Origin of the sequence: Saccharopolyspora hattusasensis (genome assembly GCF_050972075.1) — a bacterium.
GTDB lineage: Bacteria > Actinomycetota > Actinomycetes > Mycobacteriales > Pseudonocardiaceae > Saccharopolyspora > Saccharopolyspora hattusasensis.
Genome location: NZ_JBPCDC010000001.1, coordinates 8,300,330 through 8,318,779 on the forward strand (window position 1 = coordinate 8,300,330; position 18,450 = coordinate 8,318,779).

Annotated in this window: 14 protein-coding genes and 1 pseudogene; 9 read left to right on the plus strand and 6 right to left on the minus strand. The window is 66.9% G+C overall.

Going from position 1 to position 18,450, the window contains the following annotated elements:
• The first annotated feature begins 236 nt into the window (after window positions 1–236).
• From ACRXBZ_RS39280 to ACRXBZ_RS39295, 4 genes are all read left to right on the plus strand, one after another.
• Complete coding sequence (locus ACRXBZ_RS39280; RefSeq protein ID WP_433883394.1) at window positions 237–398, plus strand: hypothetical protein; 162 nt, start codon at window positions 237–239, stop codon at window positions 396–398.
• 116 nt (window positions 399–514) lie between these two features.
• Window positions 515–1,105, plus strand: a complete 591-nt coding sequence (locus ACRXBZ_RS39285; RefSeq protein WP_433883395.1) for an isochorismatase family protein — start codon at window positions 515–517, stop codon at window positions 1,103–1,105.
• A 77-nt stretch (window positions 1,106–1,182) separates the two neighbouring features.
• Window positions 1,183–1,794, plus strand: a complete 612-nt coding sequence (locus ACRXBZ_RS39290) for a hypothetical protein (RefSeq protein ID WP_433883396.1) — start codon at window positions 1,183–1,185, stop codon at window positions 1,792–1,794.
• A gap of 6 nt (window positions 1,795–1,800) precedes the next feature.
• Window positions 1,801–2,223, plus strand: a complete 423-nt coding sequence (locus tag ACRXBZ_RS39295; protein WP_433883397.1) for an integrase core domain-containing protein — start codon at window positions 1,801–1,803, stop codon at window positions 2,221–2,223.
• A 298-nt stretch (window positions 2,224–2,521) separates the two neighbouring features.
• Here the strand turns inward: ACRXBZ_RS39295 and ACRXBZ_RS39300 are convergent, their stop codons facing one another.
• Entirely contained in the window at window positions 2,522–4,006 is a 1,485-nt protein-coding gene (locus ACRXBZ_RS39300; protein ID WP_433883398.1) for a hypothetical protein, read from the minus strand.
• Window positions 4,007–5,760: 1,754 nt separating this feature from the next.
• On the opposite strand from ACRXBZ_RS39300, the gene ACRXBZ_RS39305 reads away from it, so the two are divergent.
• A complete protein-coding gene (locus ACRXBZ_RS39305) occupies window positions 5,761–7,122 on the plus strand; it encodes a wax ester/triacylglycerol synthase family O-acyltransferase (RefSeq protein ID WP_433883399.1) in 1,362 nt (453 codons plus the stop codon).
• 252 nt (window positions 7,123–7,374) lie between these two features.
• Here ACRXBZ_RS39305 and ACRXBZ_RS39310 read toward each other — a convergent pair.
• The 3 genes and pseudogenes from ACRXBZ_RS39310 to ACRXBZ_RS39320 all read right to left on the minus strand — a co-directional run.
• Window positions 7,375–7,647, minus strand: a pseudogene (locus ACRXBZ_RS39310) (transposase); the annotation flags it as partial.
• Window positions 7,648–7,838: 191 nt separating this feature from the next.
• Complete coding sequence (locus ACRXBZ_RS39315) at window positions 7,839–8,459, minus strand: IS110 family transposase (protein WP_433883400.1); 621 nt, start codon at window positions 8,457–8,459, stop codon at window positions 7,839–7,841.
• A gap of 87 nt (window positions 8,460–8,546) precedes the next feature.
• Window positions 8,547–9,068 carry a hypothetical protein gene (locus ACRXBZ_RS39320; RefSeq protein ID WP_433883401.1) on the minus strand — a complete coding sequence of 174 codons (522 nt, stop codon included), beginning with the start codon at window positions 9,066–9,068 and terminating at the stop codon, window positions 8,547–8,549.
• 45 nt (window positions 9,069–9,113) lie between these two features.
• Here ACRXBZ_RS39320 and ACRXBZ_RS39325 point away from each other — a divergent pair, with 45 nt between their 5' ends.
• Window positions 9,114–9,320, plus strand: a complete 207-nt coding sequence (locus ACRXBZ_RS39325; protein ID WP_433883402.1) for a hypothetical protein — start codon at window positions 9,114–9,116, stop codon at window positions 9,318–9,320.
• Between the two features lie 458 nt (window positions 9,321–9,778).
• Here the strand turns inward: ACRXBZ_RS39325 and ACRXBZ_RS39330 are convergent, their stop codons facing one another.
• Window positions 9,779–10,240: a response regulator transcription factor gene (locus tag ACRXBZ_RS39330; RefSeq protein ID WP_433883403.1), complete on the minus strand. Its 462-nt coding sequence runs from the start codon at window positions 10,238–10,240 to the stop codon at window positions 9,779–9,781.
• Between the two features lie 56 nt (window positions 10,241–10,296).
• Window positions 10,297–11,670 carry an IS701 family transposase gene (locus ACRXBZ_RS39335; protein ID WP_433878126.1) on the minus strand — a complete coding sequence of 458 codons (1,374 nt, stop codon included), beginning with the start codon at window positions 11,668–11,670 and terminating at the stop codon, window positions 10,297–10,299.
• Between the two features lie 1,424 nt (window positions 11,671–13,094).
• Here ACRXBZ_RS39335 and ACRXBZ_RS39340 point away from each other — a divergent pair.
• The 3 genes from ACRXBZ_RS39340 to ACRXBZ_RS39350 all read left to right on the plus strand — a co-directional run bounded on the left by ACRXBZ_RS39340 (window position 13,095) and on the right by ACRXBZ_RS39350 (window position 18,420).
• Window positions 13,095–13,304, plus strand: a complete 210-nt coding sequence (locus ACRXBZ_RS39340) for a hypothetical protein (RefSeq protein WP_433883404.1) — start codon at window positions 13,095–13,097, stop codon at window positions 13,302–13,304.
• Between the two features lie 2 nt (window positions 13,305–13,306).
• Window positions 13,307–17,848: an HAD-IC family P-type ATPase gene (locus ACRXBZ_RS39345; protein WP_433883405.1), complete on the plus strand. Its 4,542-nt coding sequence runs from the start codon at window positions 13,307–13,309 to the stop codon at window positions 17,846–17,848.
• Window positions 17,849–18,033: 185 nt separating this feature from the next.
• Window positions 18,034–18,420 carry a hypothetical protein gene (locus tag ACRXBZ_RS39350; RefSeq protein ID WP_433883406.1) on the plus strand — a complete coding sequence of 129 codons (387 nt, stop codon included), beginning with the start codon at window positions 18,034–18,036 and terminating at the stop codon, window positions 18,418–18,420.
• Window positions 18,421–18,450 lie beyond the last annotated feature (30 nt).

Below are 18,450 nucleotides of genomic sequence, written 5' to 3' on the forward strand. Positions count from 1 at the left end.
GCGTTCGCCGGGCCCGCCGCGACGACAGCCGTTGGCAAGCTCGCGCTGCCCGTTGAGCCGGCACCCGCTCGCGAGGTCGAGGACCAGGCGGCGCTGCTGGTCGGTGCACCGGGTGTTGCTGCGCGCCGAACGCGGTGGCTTCGCCGTGACTGGCACGCAGGTGTACGGCGTCGACCAGCAGCGCCGCCTGGTCGAGCTCGACACCGTCGAGGCCCGCTCAACGAAGGACGGGCGCCGTGCTGGCGATGGTGGCCGCACTGGCCCTGGGGATGGGGACGACCGGTACGGCTGCTGCCACCGGGGAGTTCAAGGTCAACGGCGAGACGGTGCTGACCGACCCCGAAACCAACAAGTGCCGATGTAGCTACTTTGTGCATCTGACTCGGTACGTTGTGTAGTTTTCTTGTAGGGTTCGTTCGCCGTGGCCCGAGCATGCCCCGTCCTCGCGTCGTGGGCGGGCCCTTCACCCGTGCCCCAGTGCCGACCAGTCCTCCATCGAAAAGGCGGTTACCCCTTGAACCGAGCTTTGATCGTCATCGACGTGCAGAACGACTTCTGCGAGGGCGGCAGCGTTCCCGTGTCCGGCGGCGCGGACGTGGCTGCTGCCATCGCCGACCTCGTGAACCGGCAGACGGGCTACAGCCTCGTCGTCGCCACGCGCGACCACCACATCGACCCGGGCGACCACTTCTCTGAGCGCCCGGACTTCGTGCACTCCTGGCCGCCCCACTGCGTGCAGGGGAGCGAAGGCAGCGAGTTCCACCCGAACTTCGAGCCCGTCGTCGCATCGGGTGCCGTCGACGAGGTCTTCTACAAGGGCCACTACGCAGCCGCCTACAGCGGGTTCCTCGGCATCAACGAGGCCGGGAGTTCACTGGCCGATTGGCTGCGCGAGCACGACGTCCGCCAGGTGGACGTCGTCGGCATCGCCACCGACCACTGCGTGCGGGCCACGGCCCTGGACGCGGTCCGCGAGGGCTTCGAGGCGCGGGTCCTGCTCGACCTGACCGCGGCCGTCGCCGCGAAGACCACCGACGCGGCCGTGGAGGACCTGCGCAAGGCAGGCGTGAAGCTCACCGGCAGCCCGATGCTCGTGAACGACTGAGCAGCCGTCAGGGCACACGACAGCGCAGGCACAGAGTCACGTCGGGTGGTGATATCCGTGCCCTACAGTCCCCGGCCATGCCCGCCTTGCTCGCTGAGCAGTACGAAGCCCTCGCGCACGAGGTCGCCGCGCTGGTCAACACCTACGACCAACTCGCAGAGGAACTGGAGGCCAGGGGGGAGACGGTCCCCACCGACGAGGATGACCGGATCGAGAACTCCATGCGCGCGATCGGCGAGCGTCTGAATGCTGATGGCGGCCTCCCTCTGATGCGGGCCGTCGGGCACCGCGCCGCCGAACTGGGCTGCTCCGGGCGCACGCACAGGGAAACTCCGCACCATCACTCCGATCTCGTCATGCAACGTCGTGCAACGGCCACGACAGCCTCAGAGATGCGGCGGAGAACCCGATTTCACTCGATCAAGCGCAACGTCCTGCCACACGTGGCGGAGCCCGGGAGAACAGGCCGACCCGCGCCAGCAGGGAACGCGGCGGGCATCGACCCGGCCCCGCGTCGCTCCGGCCCAACCTGGCGCGAGTTCCTCACCGCGCAGGCCGAGGGCATCATCGCGGCAGACTTCCTGCACGTCGACACCGTGCTGGGCAGGAGGCTGTACGCGCTGGCGTTCTTCGAGCACGGCACGCGGCGGCTGCACATCACCGGCGTCACCGCCTATCCGACCCGGTAGTGGGCCGTGCGGCAGGTCCGGAATCTCGCCGCCGACCTGGGCATCCGTTTCGGGTCCTTGCGTTTTCTGCTGCGCGACCGCGACGGGAAGTACTCCCGCGCCTTCGACGCCGTCTTCGAAGCCGAGGACGTGGAGATCCTCAAGAGCGCCCCGCGGGCACCGCGGATGAACGCTCATTGCGAACGGGTCATCGGCGGTCTCAGGCGCGAAGTCCTCGACCACGTCTTGGTCCTGAACGAGTTCCGTGCCCAGCGTGTGCTTGCCGCCTACCAGCGGCACTACAACGGGCACCGGCCCCCTCAGGCCCGCAACCAGCTACCGCCCGACGCTCACGACCACCCCGTTGCCGTGCATGACCTCGACGCCCGCCGGGTCGTGCGCACCCGAGTCCTCGGCGGCGTGGTCAACGAGTACCGCTACGCAGCCTGACGTGCGGCGATGACTTTTCGAGCGGCACAGGGTGTTGCGGTCGCACAGCGTGCCGGCAGTACGGCCTCGGAGTAGCCCGGTTACCGATGGTCCCGTTGCGAATGACTAGCGCATCCGCCGCGTCCGGGAGGGTGCTGAAGAGGCATCGGTGTTCGCTGCCTCCGGATACGAGTAGTTCGGCCGATCCTTCGACGGTCGGGACTGCGGCGCACGATCCCGGGTGCGGGCACGGCATCCGCGCCCGCATCGTCGGTCTCGCAGGCTGATCAGAGACCGCCTACGCCGTAGCAGTCATCCGTCAGTTGAGTGTCCACATGTCACCGTTCGCTGTGGTGGTTGTTTCGTTGGGTCTTGCGGTTGTTGTTGTGGGAGGGGTTAGTGAGGCGACTCGTCGCGCGGCTAGCCAGCCGATGACCAGGGCGCTGGCGGCGGCGAGGTTGACTGGGCTGATCGTGAGTCCCAGTGTGAGACGCCGCCAGAGCAGACCGCCGGTACGGCCGGTGAGCAGTAGGAGTCCGGCGACTACGGCGCTTGCTTTGGCCAACCGCGTGGCGGAGATCTCGGTGTGACGGGCTTCGGGAAGCGCGGTCAACATCCGCCACACGCCGGGCAGTCCGTTGCTGGCGAGCAGGTCCGCGTCCCAGGCGACCAAGCCGTCGTCGTGCGCGATGGCGAGCGCGATGTCGCTGTTCGCCAGCCCCTGGACCACATCCGATCGGGCCGTCGCCCCGGAGGTGTGCCCGGTCGGGCAGGCGATAGTGAGCACCACATGGTGGTCGTCCTGGAGGTGGTGCACCGTTTCCGCCAGAGAGTGGCTGGTGACCTCATCGATCAGCGCCGCCAGTTCCGGACGACCCGGGTCTCCTGCCAGCACCACCCGCAGGTTCGCCTGGCGGGCAGCGCGCAGCACGGCGTCAGCGTGCGGATCGAGTTCCCAGCCGACCAACACCTGGCCCGTTGTCGTCCCGTCCATTGTCGCCGTGACCCAGTCCGTCTCCGCAAGATCGGGCAGGCGGGACAGCCGCATCCGCGCCTCTGAGGAGCCCGATGATTCGACAGGCGTCAGCACGGCGCTCGCCGCCTGCCACAGCCGTTGCCGGCTCCATTCATCGGCGGTGGGCTGGACATCCCACACGACGCGACGTTTCCCGCACAGTGCACTGGGATGCAGCACCACGGTGTCGACCGTGGCCAGCAACCGCAGCCGCTCGGGGGCGCGCACCAGCACACCCTCCTGGGCCAGGCACCGGCCCAGCTCTGCTTGGAACGCGCTTGGCCCGAATCGGGCCGCCCTGGGTGAGCTTGCCGACACGGTCTGGGCTGCCACGTTGATGTTGGGTGCCACCACCCAGCTGGCCGCAGCCGCGAGCAGTCCGGCGTTGACTATCTTCCTGCTGTAGATCTCCGATGCCGACTCTCGCGATGGCCGTTGCCGCCGTGGTGGTGCCGGAGAACTGCCTCGCGTTGGGGCACAGAGCTCATCGTGCATGGCGTGAAAGGCTGCCACCCGATTCGCCGCCTCGGCCAGCTGATTCGCCCGCAACGCCGTATCCAACAGCAGTGTCACGGGCTCCTGACCGAGGCCGTTGACTGCGGCATGTACGGTGGCTCTCAGGATCTCCGAACCACGCCGCCCCGCTGCTCGACGCAGCGTTGTGCGCGCGACCGGATGCTCTCGCAGCAGCACGTTTGCGGCTTTGACCCAGCGGGGTAGCGGCGGTAGCAGAAGCATCCGCCCGACCACCGCGGCGGTCACTCCCACGGTGTTGAGCGCGATTGTCATGGCGGCGATCCGGACATCACTGAGATCGCCTGGGTGTGCCGACCGGGCGCCGTCTTGCTCCCGCATGGTCAAGCCGCTTTGTTTCGCAGCTGCGGCAATGGTGTCAACGGCCTGGTCTGTGGCCGCGTCGTCGACGCACTGAACTACCAGGCGTCGCAAGCCAGGGTTCCAGTACGCCAAGCGCACCTTCGGAAGGCCGGCGAGTTGTTGTGCTATCGCCTCAGCTTCGCGCTTGGGTACCTCCCCACCGTTCCTGCCGCGTGTGGCGAGGGGAACGTGCACCCACCCGTTCCGGTGCCAAACTGCTGGGTGTGTGCGTGGCACGATCGCGTCACGCACGACGTCCCTCGCTCGAGCTGCGGAGGTCGCTGCTCCTGACGCGGTTTTCACGGCCCCTCCGGCCGCTTGAACCGCGGTTCCAAGTTGATCAGCTACTGCTAGCGAAGTGCCGATCACGACACCGACACCGGTGATAGAAAGACTTGCCACTGAACGCAGGATCATTGGTGTCTCCCCCCGGTCGGCCGGGCTCGGCGAAGGTCACCAGGAGTCAGGGACGACTCGATGCTGCCGCCGTGTTCGAAGGACGCCAGCTTGTCGAGCACGAAGGTGAGTACCTCCGCATGAGCGGCGCACTGCGCCCGGCGGGTTTCCGCTCAGACTCGCCGCAGCTGCCGAGGTTTTCGGCGGCCAGTAAGGGTGCATCCATACGCACCGCGACGCGGGAGATGCCGCGCAGGTTGTCCAGGTTCCCCCTTTTTTTGGTGACATACTCCCCGAGGGCCGACAGCGGCGTCGGCTCGCCCGCGAGGCGTTTACGAGGGCGTTGCAGCCCACCATGGCCTACGTCGCCAGCGCGGTGAGCGAAGTGAGCCGACGGTCGGGACATCTCGGCCCAGCAGGCCGCCGAGGAAGTTGCTCTTGCCCCGCTTGGCCTCGCCCACCACCCACCCGCAGTTATCTCACACCGACATGACCGCCGCGAGCCGGGAACAGCGCGGTTCATCAGGGCTGGCCACCGCGCCCACGAAGCCACCTCCGCAACACTTCGGCGGTCACGGAGGTAAACGATGCGCAGCGGTGTGCGTCGCTTGCCATGACACGTCGTCGAGTGCGGCACTCGTGTGCCCGAACGGGGACCCGGGCGAGCGGCTGCCAGGAGGTCGAGTCGTCCGCCTGCCGGCACAGCGCGAACTGCCCGCCCGGGGTGTCAGCGATCAGCATGGACGCTCTGTGCGACGCGCTGGAACGACGAACCTGCGCAGGCGCGGTCCTCAAGGGGCCTGCGGCCGTCGGCGAAGGTCAACGGCTCATGGACAGCGCCCACTTGCCCGGAAATCGTCGTGATCGAAGCCACCATCAACGTGGCCACAGTCCTGCAGCCCGTCCAGGGTCCATGTCGAGCGGGACTGGCCATGGGAAGTGCGAGCTCGTCAGGCCACGATCTTGCGGAGCACCGCGGAGACCAGCGCGAAATCGTGTAGGGCTACCGCATGACGGCTGTGTCAGCATCGGGGATGTACGACGAGATCGTCCTGGCTACACGACGACCGCGGGATGAGCCTCTGTCGGCCAATACGGGAGTTTCACAGCGAGGGTTGCTCGCGACCACTTCCCGACACACCCGTCTGAGTGACGATCCCAGGATCATGTGCGGACTCCCACGAAAGTGTCCTCCGATAGCGGGCTCAGAGCAGCAACGAGCACTGTTTGACAGGTCGCGACGGCAGAACGATCACGGTGTGGGGTAGGAAATGGCGAGGCAGACTATCAGCGCGTTGGACATGGTGTTCCTGTGCCTGGAGCGGGAGCTCACGCCTATGCACCTCGGCGGCGTCGCGGTCTTCGGACCTGGTCGGCCGGTCGACGGAGCACGGCTGGTAGAGCTGATCGCCGACCGGGCCTCACGCCAACCCCGCCTGCGGCTACGCGTCAACAAAACGTGGCTCATACCCGGCCAGGCCCACTGGGAACCCCAGCCCGGCTTCGACGCGGAAAACCACGTAGTCGCGCACCACCTGCCCTCCCCGGGCGGGGAGCCCGAGTTGGAAACGCTGATCTCCGAACTCATGAGCTCTCCGCTGGATGTTTCCCGACCGCTGTGGGAAGTCCACGTGATCACGGGTCTAGAGAGCGGCCGCTTCGCGGTGTTCGTCAAGCTCCACCACGCGCTGGCCGATGGCGCGAGTGCCGTCGAGCTCGGCCTCGGCCTGCTGGACGGCTTCACCCCGGAGGACACCCCGCCCCAGCACACGAGCCCGCCGAGTAACCTCGGCTCCGCTGCCTCAATGCTGAGCAACCCGGGGAAAGCGCGCCAGATGTTCGACGAGACTCTCTCTGCCGCGAGCGACTTCCTGCAGGTGTTGCGTCGGCCTGAGACGGTCGAGATCGCCACGTCCGTGCTCGGCCACCTTCGGCCGGCCCACCGCTCACCCTTGGCAGCGCCGCACACCGCCGCCAAGCGCGTCGACATGGTCACCCTGCCCCGAGCAGATCTGCGCCGCATCAAGCGTCGCTACGGCGCCACCACGAACGATATCGTGCTCACCATCGTCACCGGAGCCCTGCGGCAGTGGCTGGCCAGCCGGGGACACCCGGTCCACGAGCTCGACCTGCGCGCGCTCATTCCCGCGCAACACCGCCAGACCAACGACTCAGCCAACAACCAGCTCTCCGCCTACCTCTGCGACCTACCCGTCCACGAGCCCGATCCTTCCGCCAGGCTCGCATTGATTCAAAGCTCCATGCGCCGCAACAAGTCCAACGGGCCCACCCGCGGCGCCGGTGCACTGCCCGTGCTGGCCTCCCAACTGCCACCGCTGCTGCACCAGGTCCTCACTCCGATCGCCACACACGCCGCACACCTGCTATTCGACACCGTGATCACCAACGTGCCCCTGCCCGACATAGAGGTCTCCCTGGACGGCGCCCGCCTGCACCAGCTCTACCCCCTGGTGCCGCTGCCCGCCGGGCACGCCCTGTCCATCGCCGCCTGTCCCTACCGCGACAACGTCCACATCGGGCTCCTTGCCAACCGAAGCGCACTGCCCGACATCGAAAAGCTCCACCACGCCCTCCCACACGCCCTCGCCGAACTCGACGACCTCGCGCAATGACACCCCCTGTGTCAACCTCAAGATCGAAGTCTGGCTGCGGCGGCGGGTTGTTCGCTGGCCTGCAGGGTGCCGCCGTGGAGGGCGGGATCGTAAGGTGTGCCGTTGCGCCAGCAGCGCCACAGACGCGTACCCATGCTCGGGCGAGGATGCGGTGGCGTGGGGGTGGTCTTTGCCCGAGGCGCGGGCGCGGTTGTAGATGTCGGCGGCCCAGGGGCTGGAGAAGCGGCTGTTCGCGGCGAAGGTCGTAATCGCTTGACGCAGGCGTTTGTTGCAGGCCCAGCGAAACGACACGCCGCATTGTTTGCCCGAGGCTTTGGTGACCGGGGTGATCCCGGCGAGGGCGGCCGCTGCGTACGGGCTGTCGAAGGCGTCTCGGGCGTCGCCCCACTCGGCGAGGATCTGGGCGGCGTTGATGGTGCCAGAGCGGGGGAAGGACCGGAAGATTTCCCCGTCGGGGTGGGCATTCATCGTTTCGTCGATCGAGCGGTCGAGTGTCTTGATCGCGGTGTCGAGCGCGGTCAGCATCGCGACCTGGGCGAGCACGGCGTCACGCGCGCCGTTGCAGACAGCGGGGTCGGTGGTGCCGGGGGGTGCCGAGCGCAGACGGGCCAGCAGCACCGCGGCGGGTTTCTTACCGGAGTAGCCCTGCGCGGCGCAGAACGCGGCGAGCCGCTTCTCCCCAATAGTGGCGGCCGACGCGGCGGTGGGGAACTTCGTCAAAAACGCCAGCGCGATCGCGGATTCGAGGTTGGCAAGATCGCTTTGGCGCCGGGCCAGTGCGTATCCAGCAGTGCGGCGAGCTGGTTGGTCGCAGCAACGCGGGCCTGCACCAGGTCGGTGCGGGTGCGGACCAGGACCACAGTACGCAGGGCCTTGGTGGAACCCGAGTACGGCACCGCTGGACGCAGCCGATGGAAACGGACCCGCAGGTAGTCCGCGATCACCGCGGCGTCACCGGGATCGCTCTTGGCGCCCGAGAGCACCTCGGCCTCACGCCAGGTCTTGATCGCGTTCGGCTTGACCGGCACCACCTGATGCCCGGCCTCCAGCAACGCATCCACCAGCCGTCCGTCCGGGCGTTCGACCGCAACTGGCACCTGCTCGGCCTCGCCGAGTTTTCCAAGCCAGGTGGCCAGTTTCGCGAATCCGGCCGCGGTGGCGGCTTGGCGGAGCACGGGTGAGTAGGCGCGGCGGTCGAGGCGGGCGGTGATCTCTTTGTCGTGGTTTTCGATGGTGCCGCCGGTGGTGAGGAATCGGCGTTGGAGGGTGTCGGGTGTGGCGGTGGCGTAGCCGGGAAGGCGTCGGCGTAGCGCGGCGCAGACGGTGTGGGCGAGCACGGAGAGCACGACGTCGAGGTCGACGTTGAGTGGGACCGCGCCGGCGAGGGCGTCCAGGCCGAAGGAGCGGATGGCTTCGGCGAGGCGTTACTCGATGGCCATCCGCCGGGCGTAGGCCTCGATCACATGTTTGGTGGGGGTGTCGGATTGGTTGGTGATCAGGATGGTGGGTTCGTCGTGGCCGAGCCCGGTGATGGCGAGTTGGCGCAGCGTGCCGGGGTAGGCCGAGAGTGTGGCTGCGGGGTCTTCGATCACGCGGACCCGGCGGGTTTTCCCGCCCGCGCGGGCGACGGTGAGAGGTGTCCAGTCCTTGGCGGGCAGGGAATGCAGGTGCTCGGTGAGTTTTGGGGTGCGGGCGCGCAGGGTGATGAAGCCGATGCCGCGGGCGTCGAGTTCGGCGAGTTGGGCTTGAGTGGTGACCTTGGAATCGAAGATCAATAGTTTCGGGTCCGCTGCGGAGACCTCGCGCCAGTGGTCGGCGAAGGCGACGATTTCCCTGTTCTGGCTGGCTTTGGCCAGATCGGCGTTGGCGTAGAGCAGGGTGTGGGTGGCGGCGTCTTCGGCGAAGAAGGTCAACACCGAGCGGGTGCGCTGTGAACGTCGTGGCACGTAGTGCTTTTCCAGTGCGGGATCGTCGCCCCAGTGCATGACCGCGTGGAAGTCGAGGTTGATTGTCTCGCCGTGCGCGAGCCCGGCAGTGAGGCTGGCTTTGTCCAGCGCGGCAAGGAATCGTTGCTGCCGGGCGTGATCAAGCCGGTAGGAGTAGGTGGTCAGCGCGGTGGCTTTGGGCAGGCTGGTCAGCCCGGCGAACAGTGCCGCACCAGCATCGGTGGCGATGTCGTCGACGTGGGAGATCCTTGATCACGCGGGCTCCAGGATCCCGGTCTGGAGGACACCCACCGCCGAGTGATGGCTGAGGACACCGATCACTCGGATCGGACCGGTGACGGTCTGAGGCGGCCACAGGTGGCGCCAACTTTGGCCGGACAAGTCGGTCCCGGACTCGCCGGTAAAGACATGCGGGTCGTGTCTGGCTCGTCGTCGCCATCTCGACCAGCGCAGGATGAGGTCGGTGCTGTGCCGTATCGGGTGGGTGATGCGCTTGAACCCAGGTCAACGGGATCAGGTGCTGGTCTCCTGGAGAAGATCGCCTTTTTCTTGTCTTGCTGGAGCATCAGGAGAAAGCCCGCTGCGGCCATGGACAAAGTGGCGTGGCGGTACCAGGCGGTGTAGCCGCGGACCTGCTCTGCGGTGATCAAATTGGCTAGCGGATAACACTGCGGGTATGTAGGCGGCGACCTGGCCCCATGCACACGCGTTCAAATGATCCCTACACGAATCGCGAACGAGACGGCGTGTGCGCGGTTTCGGAGCCCGTGGCGCTTTATGACCTGGTAGAGGATGTTCTTGATGGTGCGTTCGGAATAGGCCAGCTTCTGCGCGATCTCTTTGAGATCGAAGCCCTCGGCGACCAGGCGCAGGACGTCGACCTCGCGGCTGGCAAGCCCGTGCGTGGTCAAGTCGCGGGGAGCGAGCACTTCGTTTTGGACGCGCAGGAAATCGTCGACCAGCATGCCTTGCAATGATGGCGGGAGGACTACTCCGCTGTTGCCGACTGCGTGGATGGTGTGCAGGAAGGCGCTGGCAGAGAAGCTGGCGCGCCAGAGTATGGCGCGGACGCCGTGCTGCACGGCGGTGGAGATGTATGGTCGCCAGTCGCCTTCCACGATGAGCAGGAAGCGTTTAACGGCTCCGGAAGTCAAACTGCGCAGTGCATCCATTGTGCTTGCGCCAGTGGTTTCCTGGACTAGTACGGCAGCCGCACTTTCCGGTTGGGCTATGTTCGCTGGTCACGACGTAGTCGGGCGCGGTGATGGAACCAGCGGGCGCGAGCTTGGTGTCGGCGTCGCCACCAGACCCAGTGCAGGTGGTGGGTTTCGGGGTGGAGCCGACGGGTGACCAGTGTGAATAGTCGTTTGATCTCGGCGACAGTGAGTGCGATCAGGCCGGGATCCTCGGGTGGCTGCTGATCGGGCGTGGTGGGCAAGATTGGTGCTGGAGCTCGGGTTCTGGCTTGGGCTGCGGTGATGGCGCAGACGGCGAGCGCGGCCAGAGTGAGTACGATGTGCCGCAGCAGTGCGGTGTAGAGGCGGACCTGGGAGTGATCAAGTCCGAAGTGGTCTTTTCCGAACTCGAACCCTTCTTCGACTGGCCAGCGCAAGCATGCGACCCGCACGAGGGTCATCAGCGTGATCGGCCGTCCAGCGGGAACGTGACAGTAGTGGTAGGCCAACTCGCCGGTCTGCAAGTGTTTGCGTATCAACAGAAAGTGGCGTGGGCTCGCGGTCGCGATCCAGGCCCAGGCGTACATGCGTTCGCCTTTCGACCCGGTCACCGAGCAGACCTGCCAGGCCCGCTCGTGCTCGCGGCTGGCCAGGTGCGTGGCCACGGTAGCGTCCGCGCGTATCCGCTCACCCGTTGGCAACTCGATGGTGAAGGCGCACCCGACGCGCATCACGTACCCGATCTCGTTGTCCTCCAAGAAAGTCCGTAGCGGGCCCGATCGGCCATAGACCTCGTCGCCCGCCACCCACGGTGGTATCGTCTCATCCGAGATCATGTCAAAAAGAATGTCTTGCGCCAGTTGCGGTTTCGTTCGGAACTCGGTCTTGTCGGGAACACCGAGCGCGACACGGCGATCAGGATCGTCGAGCTGTTCGGCCGGCACATAGATACGGGCACCGACCAGCGCGTGCCCGCCGGGGGTGGCGTACGAGCAATAGACTGTGTTCACCCCATTCGCGACCCGGCCCGCGCAGCCCATGTACTGCCGTTTGGCGCCCGCAGTGCATTCCCCCTGTTTCTCCTGACCGGACTCGTCCAGCGCCACCACCCGCAACGGCTGGTCTCCTAACTGGTCGACCACGAACCGTCGCACCACCCCCTGAACCTGATCGTGGTCCCACACCGCGTGATTGAGCAGCCGCTGCATCCGATCCGGAGTCCGGTCTCCCGCGTGCTCGGCGATGGTCCACCCGTTCTTGCGCGGCAGATCACTCATCAACCCGGACATGTACTTCCTGGCCTGCCCAAACGGCTTCGCCCGCGCGAAACACGGCCTCAACCGTCCGTGCAGCACCTCCAGGTTCGCCACCGCACGCGCACCCTCTACCATGACAGCCGCAGCCGCCTCACGATCTTCTTGCGTCACAACATGATCATCGCGAGGCGGCTGCCCGCCTGATTAACCGGGCCCCCTCAACGCCCCTGACCAGCCAAGATCACGAAAGTGCGGCTGCCGTACTAGAACGACCACGTCGGCGTCGGCCGTTCCGGTCTGCGAGAGTCGCCGATCCTGGTTTATGCAGCTGGCCAGGCCGGCATGGGCGAGGTTGTCCGGAGCATGGAGGGCCACACGGATTTTCGCCGCTGCCGATCCGCTTACGCCTGATTCCCTCGTTTTGCAGTATGAGTCCGCGGTTTGCTGAAGTTCGGTGCTCTTTTCGGCGGCGAACCCAAGGCGATACCCTTGCCGCGTGGGCGCAGCCGACAGGGGCGCTGTGCTAATCGGCGACCCGATTGAGCCGCCGGCAGACGTGCGCATCAGGTCGTCTTCTGCCAAGCGTCCATTGGCTACCCTCCGGCAACTCTCAATCCCGCATACGGGGGCGGGAACCGGCCTGACATCCCGCGGGCCCGGGTGCCGGTCATGCCGACTCTCCCGGGCCGCGATGGCGACCGTGACACCGGGCGCACAGCAGCGTACGACCCAGTGTCTCGCCGGTGGTGCCGACCAGCTCGGCGACCTGTGCCGAGGTGTGGCCACAGCGCTCACACACCCAGCCTGGGGCGGGTTTCGGGATGCTGGCGTGAACCTTGATCCGCGTCGAACTCACCGCAAGTCCCTCCGCAAAAGACGCCACGCCACACCAGGCGTGGCGCGGCCAGGGCTCAGACGAGGGGCTGTCGTCCTGGCTGCGTTGCCTGGCATCGGCACTCCCATGAGCGCTCAGGGTCATGGGTTCTGCTGTGCTTCAGTAGAGCGAACGGGCGACAGCGATCGTCCGCATGGCTGAAGTTTTATGAAGGACGACGAGGGGGTCAAGTAGCTGGAGCAATGGTTACCTGGGAGTTTGCGCCGTGGTAATCCGCGCAGCGGCGCGGTCCGGCCGAAGCGGCAATGAATGAATCGGACAATCTTCGCAATCCGCGCCTATTGTGGTGGGTGGTGGAGACTTGTCGATGTGACCGAGCGCGAGTTGCGGGCCGGATCCGGGTTCGAGCGTCGGTTCATGGTGCTGCCCGACCTTTCGCGCGGGTAGCACCATGAAGGCCTCGTTGTTCGCTCGAAGGTGTATGGCGAAAGATTTCGGCCATTCAGAGTGATTTTGCTAGCCATACACTCTGGGCTCACCTTGTTATCCAATTCCGCTGGGAGGTGTTGTGGCTGCTCAAAGCAAGACCCCAACGTCGGAACGCGCCCGGTCCGGTGATTCACCGAGAGGTGAACAGGCGCAGAGCACAGCCAGGAAAACTGGGCGTGATTCCCACGAGACGGCGGCGGGTCTTCCGTTCGTCACAGCGAAGTTCCAGAGGTTGAACGTTCGGATTCCCGATCGCGAGGATCTTGCGAAGGTGGTCGACACCGTCCGGACGCACTTGCCTTCGGCTGCGCAGGCGGCCTACTACGGGGGGCTGGGAGCGCTGGCGGCGTTGTCGATCATCGAATGGCCGGTCGCGGCGGCCATCGGGATCGGGACGGTGGTGGCACAACGCTCCCGCAGCGGTAGCTCAGAGTCGCCGCGGTCACGAGCGCAGTCGCGTTCTGAAAACGCGAACGAATGACCATGCTCGGTACGTTGCGTGCGCTGGCGGCGTATGTGTCGGCGCCGGCGATTCAGGTGGCAAGAGCGGTTACCGGCGACAGCTGCGGCCGACGGGCGTGGATGACTGATGGCCGGGCGCACATCGAACTGCACGGGGCCAGCGCACCGGGCAGCGAGTCCGCTGGTGAGCGGATCATCGACCGGCTGGAGCAGCTTCCCGGGGTGGAGTGGGCGCGAATCAACGCCGCACTCGGGCAGGTGATCATTGCCCACGACCCGGAATTGATCGAGTTTGCCGAGCTGGTCAGCGCGGTGGAGGAAGCCGAACGCACGTGCGGAATGGCCGATCGCGTCGGCAGCGAGACGAGGGTCCAGCACCCGGGCAGCGGGGTGCGGACGCTGGGCAACCTGGTGGTGATGGGTACAAACCTGGCAGGTCTGGGTTATGCCCTGCTGGCCCGTACGCTTGCGGTGCCTGCCCTGCCGCCATCGGTCCCGGCGGTGATCTCCACAGCGGACTCGGTGCAGCGGATCCGAGGCGCTGTCGAAGCACGGCTCGGCGATTCGGTGGCGGACTGCCTCTTCGGTCTCGGTGGTGCCTTCGCCAACACGTTGGCGCAGCGTCCGGCTACGTTGCTTGCGGATTCCAGTTACCGGTTCTGCTTGGTGCGCGAGTCCCAAGCAGCGCAACGGTGCTGGGTGCGGTGGGAGTCCGAGTTCGCAGCGCGTCCCGAATATCACCACTGCGAGCCCTTCGAGGTGGAACCCCGGCCGGTGCCGCTGCCCGACGGGCCGGTCGAACGCGCGGCCCAGATGTCCACGATGGCCGGTGCGGGAGCATTTCTGGCGAGTCTGAGCCTGACTCGCAATGTCTTGCGGGCACAGGGATTTCTGGTAGCGAGCGTGCCCCGGGCAGCCTCGATCGGCCGGGAGTCCTTCGCCGCGCAGATCGGATTCGGGATCGCGGAACGCAACGCGCTCGTGCTTGATCCACGCGTTCTGCGGAGGCTGGACCGGATCGACACGGTGGTGATCGATGCGTCCGTGTTGCGGACCGGAATGAGGATCGTTGTCGACGTGACGCCCCTCGACGGCGCGGTGGACACCGCCGAGTTGTGGGAGCACGCGCACGCCCTGGTCGTCGTGGCGGAGCACGGAGGAGCGCAGCAGGACGGCTGGAAGCTGGCAGGAGTGCAGGGGCCGGACGGATTGCCTGCCGAGCTGTGGGAGAAGCTCGAGCAGAATGCGGCCAGAGGCGTGCAGGTCTTCGCGCTCAACAGGGATTCACGGATGCTCGCCGTGGTCCAGGTCGAAGAGGAACTGGATCCGCTGACCGACGAGCTGTTGACCGCTGCCCGCGGTGCAGGTTCGGTAGTGCTCGCCGGGTGCGACACGAGCCTGCGGGAACGGCTCGATGTCGATCGGGTCCTCCCGTCGGGCACGCACCTTGCTGCGGCCGTCCGGGAGCTGCAGGCCGAAGGCCGTGGTGTCGCGGTTGTCTCCCCGCGCAACCGTGCGGGATTGGCTGCCGCCGACATCGGAATCGGCGTCACCGGCAGCGGACCCCCGCCATGGGGAGCACATCTGATCACCGGCGGCAGTTTGGGCGAATGCTGCGCTCTGCTCAGGTTGATTCCCACCGCCCGCACGGTGAGCAAGCGCAGTGCGCAACTCGCGGCGATTGGCTCCGCGAGCGGCGCCCTGCTCGCAGCGCTAGGACCGGCCGCTGGCAGCCAGGCCCGCGCAGCGGTGCCCGTGTCCACGTGCATGCTGCTCGCCCTCGGCGCCGGAATGTGGTGGGGCATGCAGGCAGCCCGACGCCCAGTGCCCGTGGCCGTTGACCGCACACCCTGGCACGCCATGTCCCCCTCGACGGTGCTGGCACTGGTCGCCAGCTCGCCGGGCGGCTTGACTGACGAGGACGCCGGGCAACGCGCCCGGGAGCAGGAAGCTCATTCCGAGCCCAAGGAAACGGGCCTGCTCTATGCATCGCTGGAGGAATTGGCAAGCCCGCTCACCCCGGCTTTGATGGGTGGGGCGGGGATCTCGGCGAGCATCGGAGCTGTCGCCGATGCCGTGATGATCAGCGCGGTGCTGGGATTGAACGCCCTGATCGGCGGGGTGCAGCGGATCAGCGCTGACCGCGCTCTCAGCAGACTCCTCGAAGCCAACACGACGCCGGTCGCGGTGCGCCGCAACGGCGATCAGGTCCGTGCGCCCGCCGAGCAGTTGGTGGTCGGTGATGTCATCGAACTCGTGGCAGGTGACGCGGTTCCCGCGGATTGCCGACTGCTGGAAGCCGACGGGCTCGAGGTCGACGAATCCAGTCTGACCGGGGAGTCCCACCTGGTTTCCAAGAGCACGACAGCCACGCCTGCGGCAGTCGTAGCCGACCGGTACTCCATGCTGTACCAGGGCACGGCGGTCGCAGCCGGGCGTGCGGTAGCCGTCGTCGTAGCGACCGGCATCGGTACCGAGGCCGGAGCAGCCGGGAATTCCGACGAGACAACGGAGCACCCCGGCGGGGTGGCCGCGCGCCTGCGTGCCTTGGCCAAGGTCACCGTGCCGATCTCGATCGGAGCCGGGGTCCTGTTGCTGGTCGCCGATCTGGTGCGACGCCAGCCCTTCGCGGTGTCCCTCGGGCGAGCGGTGAGCCTGGCGGTCGCGGCGGTTCCCGAAGGCCTCCCGTTCGTCGCGACCGTTGCCGAGCTGGCCGCAGCCCGCCGGCTGTCCCAGCGCGGCGCCTTGGTGCACAACGCTTCGACCATCGAGGCGCTGGGACGTGCGGACGTGCTCTGCTTCGACAAGACGGGCACGCTCACCGAGGGACGCATCACCCTACGGGGCGTGTCGGACGGTGTCACGAGCCGATCCGTCGAAGAACTGTCCATGTGGGACAGAAAGATCCTTGCGGCGGCGTTGCGAGCCAGCCCGTTGGTCGAAGACGGTGAACTCCTGCCACACCCGACTGACCGTGCGGTCGTCCTAGGAGCGCGCGGCGTCGGTGTGCACCCGTCCGAAGGCGCGGACGGCTGGCAGCTTGTCGAAGAGCTGCCTTTCGAACCGTCGCGCGGCTACCACGTGGTGCTCGGACGGGTCGGCGACGAGCACCTGCTCAGCATCAAGGGTGCGCCGGAAGTCGTGCTCGCACAGTGCACGCACTGGAGCCGCGAAGCCGGCGACGTACCGCTGGATGACGCCGGACGCCTCAGCGTGGAAAAGGAGTTCGAGCGGCTGGCACGGCAGGGCTACCGGGTGTTGGCGGTCGCGGAACGGTCCGCCTCCGGTCGCCGCGACCTCGACGAGTCGCGCGTTCGCGACCTGCGACTGGTCGGCCTGATCGCACTCGCCGACCCAGTACGTCCCACGGCGGCCGCAGCCGTGGACCGGCTCCAGCAGGCCGGCGTCCAGATCATCATGGTCACCGGCGACCATCCCAGCACGGCCGAGGCCATCGCGGCCGAGCTCAATGTCCTCAATGGACACCGAATCATGACCGGGCCCGAACTCGCGGCTCTGGACGACGATGAGCTCACGGCCGAGGTGTCCGAGATCGCGGTGTTCGCCAGGGCCACTCCAGCGCAGAAGGCCCGAATCGTCCAGGCCTTGCAGCGCCTCGGCCGGGTGGTCGCGGTGACCGGCGACGGTGCCAACGACGCCCCCGCCATTCGTCTGGCCGATGTCGGCATCGCACTGGGAGAGCGTGCTACGCCCGCAGCCCGGGAAGCCGCGGACGTCGTCGTCACCGACGACCGGATCGAGACCATTGTCGACGCCATCGTCGAGGGGCGCGCGATGTGGGCGTCGGTGCGCGACTCGTTGGCGCTGCTGCTCGGCGGCAACCTCGGCGAGATCCTGTTCACCCTGGCCACCGGCATACTCAGCCCCGGTGGCTCGATCAACGCACGCCAGATGATGCTGATCAATCTCCTGACCGACGTGTTGCCCGCGATGGCCATCGCGGTTCGCCCGCCACCGGAGATCACGCCCGAGATGCTGCTGGCCGAAGGACCGGACGCCTCTCTCGGATCGGCTCTGATCCGGGACATCTACCAACGCGGCATGGTCACCGCCGGCGCAGCGACCGCCGCATGGCTCCTCGGCCGGCTTACCGGTACCCGCAACCACGCGGACACCGTCGCGTTGGTCGCACTGGTGGGAGCCCAGCTCGGACAGACCCTGGTGGTGCGGGGCCGCACACCGCTGGTCGTGGTCAGCAGCCTGGCCTCGATGGCCGCACTCGCAGCGGTGGTGCAAATTCCCGGGATAAGTCACTTCTTCGGATCCACCCCGCTGTGGCCCCACGGCTGGGCCATCGCGCTGGGCTGCACCGTGGTCGCCAGCGCGATCAGTGTCGCGCTCCAGTCGATGCCCAGCCACCGGAACAGAACTGTGCGATCAGGTGGCGACGATCACGTGGAGGTCGCGGACGGCCGAGTAACGCGCCGGTTGGAGCTGGCGGATCACGGCGAGGAAAAGCAGCCCGTGGTGCGCGTGCCTGCTGTAGCACTTGCTCGGGCTGGCGACGCGCCGGACGGCGATCGCCGGTCAGGAGTGCCGTAGCGCTGCACAGGACGTGCCGCACTACGCAACAGTCGACGGGTTCCTGAGTTGATCACTGCGTCACCCGTGCGCCTGTTGTCCCTGGACCAGCAGCTTCGAGTGAAGCCGTCCGCCTGTGCCCCACTTTGAGGTTTCCTCATTCAGTGTGACATGATCCGCTCTGTTGTGATGGATCTTCATTCTGCGTGAAGTTGAAGGGGTGCGGGTCGGGCCTGGCTGTCGTGCGCGACCTGCGCGAGCATCGGGCGCCGTCGAGCCCGGAGGAACTCGCGGACTTCGAGACGGATGTGCTGGCCGGGTTCGTGCTCGCGCGGGCCTCGGCCGGGCTGGTCGACAGCACCATCCGCAACGACACCAACCACCTGGAGCTGATCCGGGAGTGGTTCGGCCGACCGTTGTGGGAGATGCAACCGCCCGACGCGGACGCCTACTTCGGCAAGGTCTTGCGGGATGCGAAGCACTCGACTCGCGCCGGCCGATCCGCAGCCCTGACCGTCTACTTCCAGTTCCTACCTATTGACCGGACTACGGGGCAACACGCCGTGCCGGTGGGTGCGGTGGCCGTGCCTTGATCGGTAGAAGTCACGCAACTTCTTTGAAGG

What these genes read in the sequence shown, in the direction of transcription:
- ACRXBZ_RS39290 (WP_433883396.1), top strand. Translation starts at nt 1,183, where the DNA reads ATGCCCGCCTTGCTCGCTGAGCAGTACGAAGCCCTCGCGCACGAGGTC.
- ACRXBZ_RS39300 (WP_433883398.1), bottom strand. Translation starts at nt 4,006, where the DNA reads ATGACAATCGCGCTCAACACCGTGGGAGTGACCGCCGCGGTGGTCGGG.
- ACRXBZ_RS39305 (WP_433883399.1), top strand. Translation starts at nt 5,761, where the DNA reads ATGGCGAGGCAGACTATCAGCGCGTTGGACATGGTGTTCCTGTGCCTG.
- ACRXBZ_RS39330 (WP_433883403.1), bottom strand. Translation starts at nt 10,240, where the DNA reads ATGGATGCACTGCGCAGTTTGACTTCCGGAGCCGTTAAACGCTTCCTG.
- ACRXBZ_RS39345 (WP_433883405.1), top strand. Translation starts at nt 13,307, where the DNA reads ATGCTCGGTACGTTGCGTGCGCTGGCGGCGTATGTGTCGGCGCCGGCG.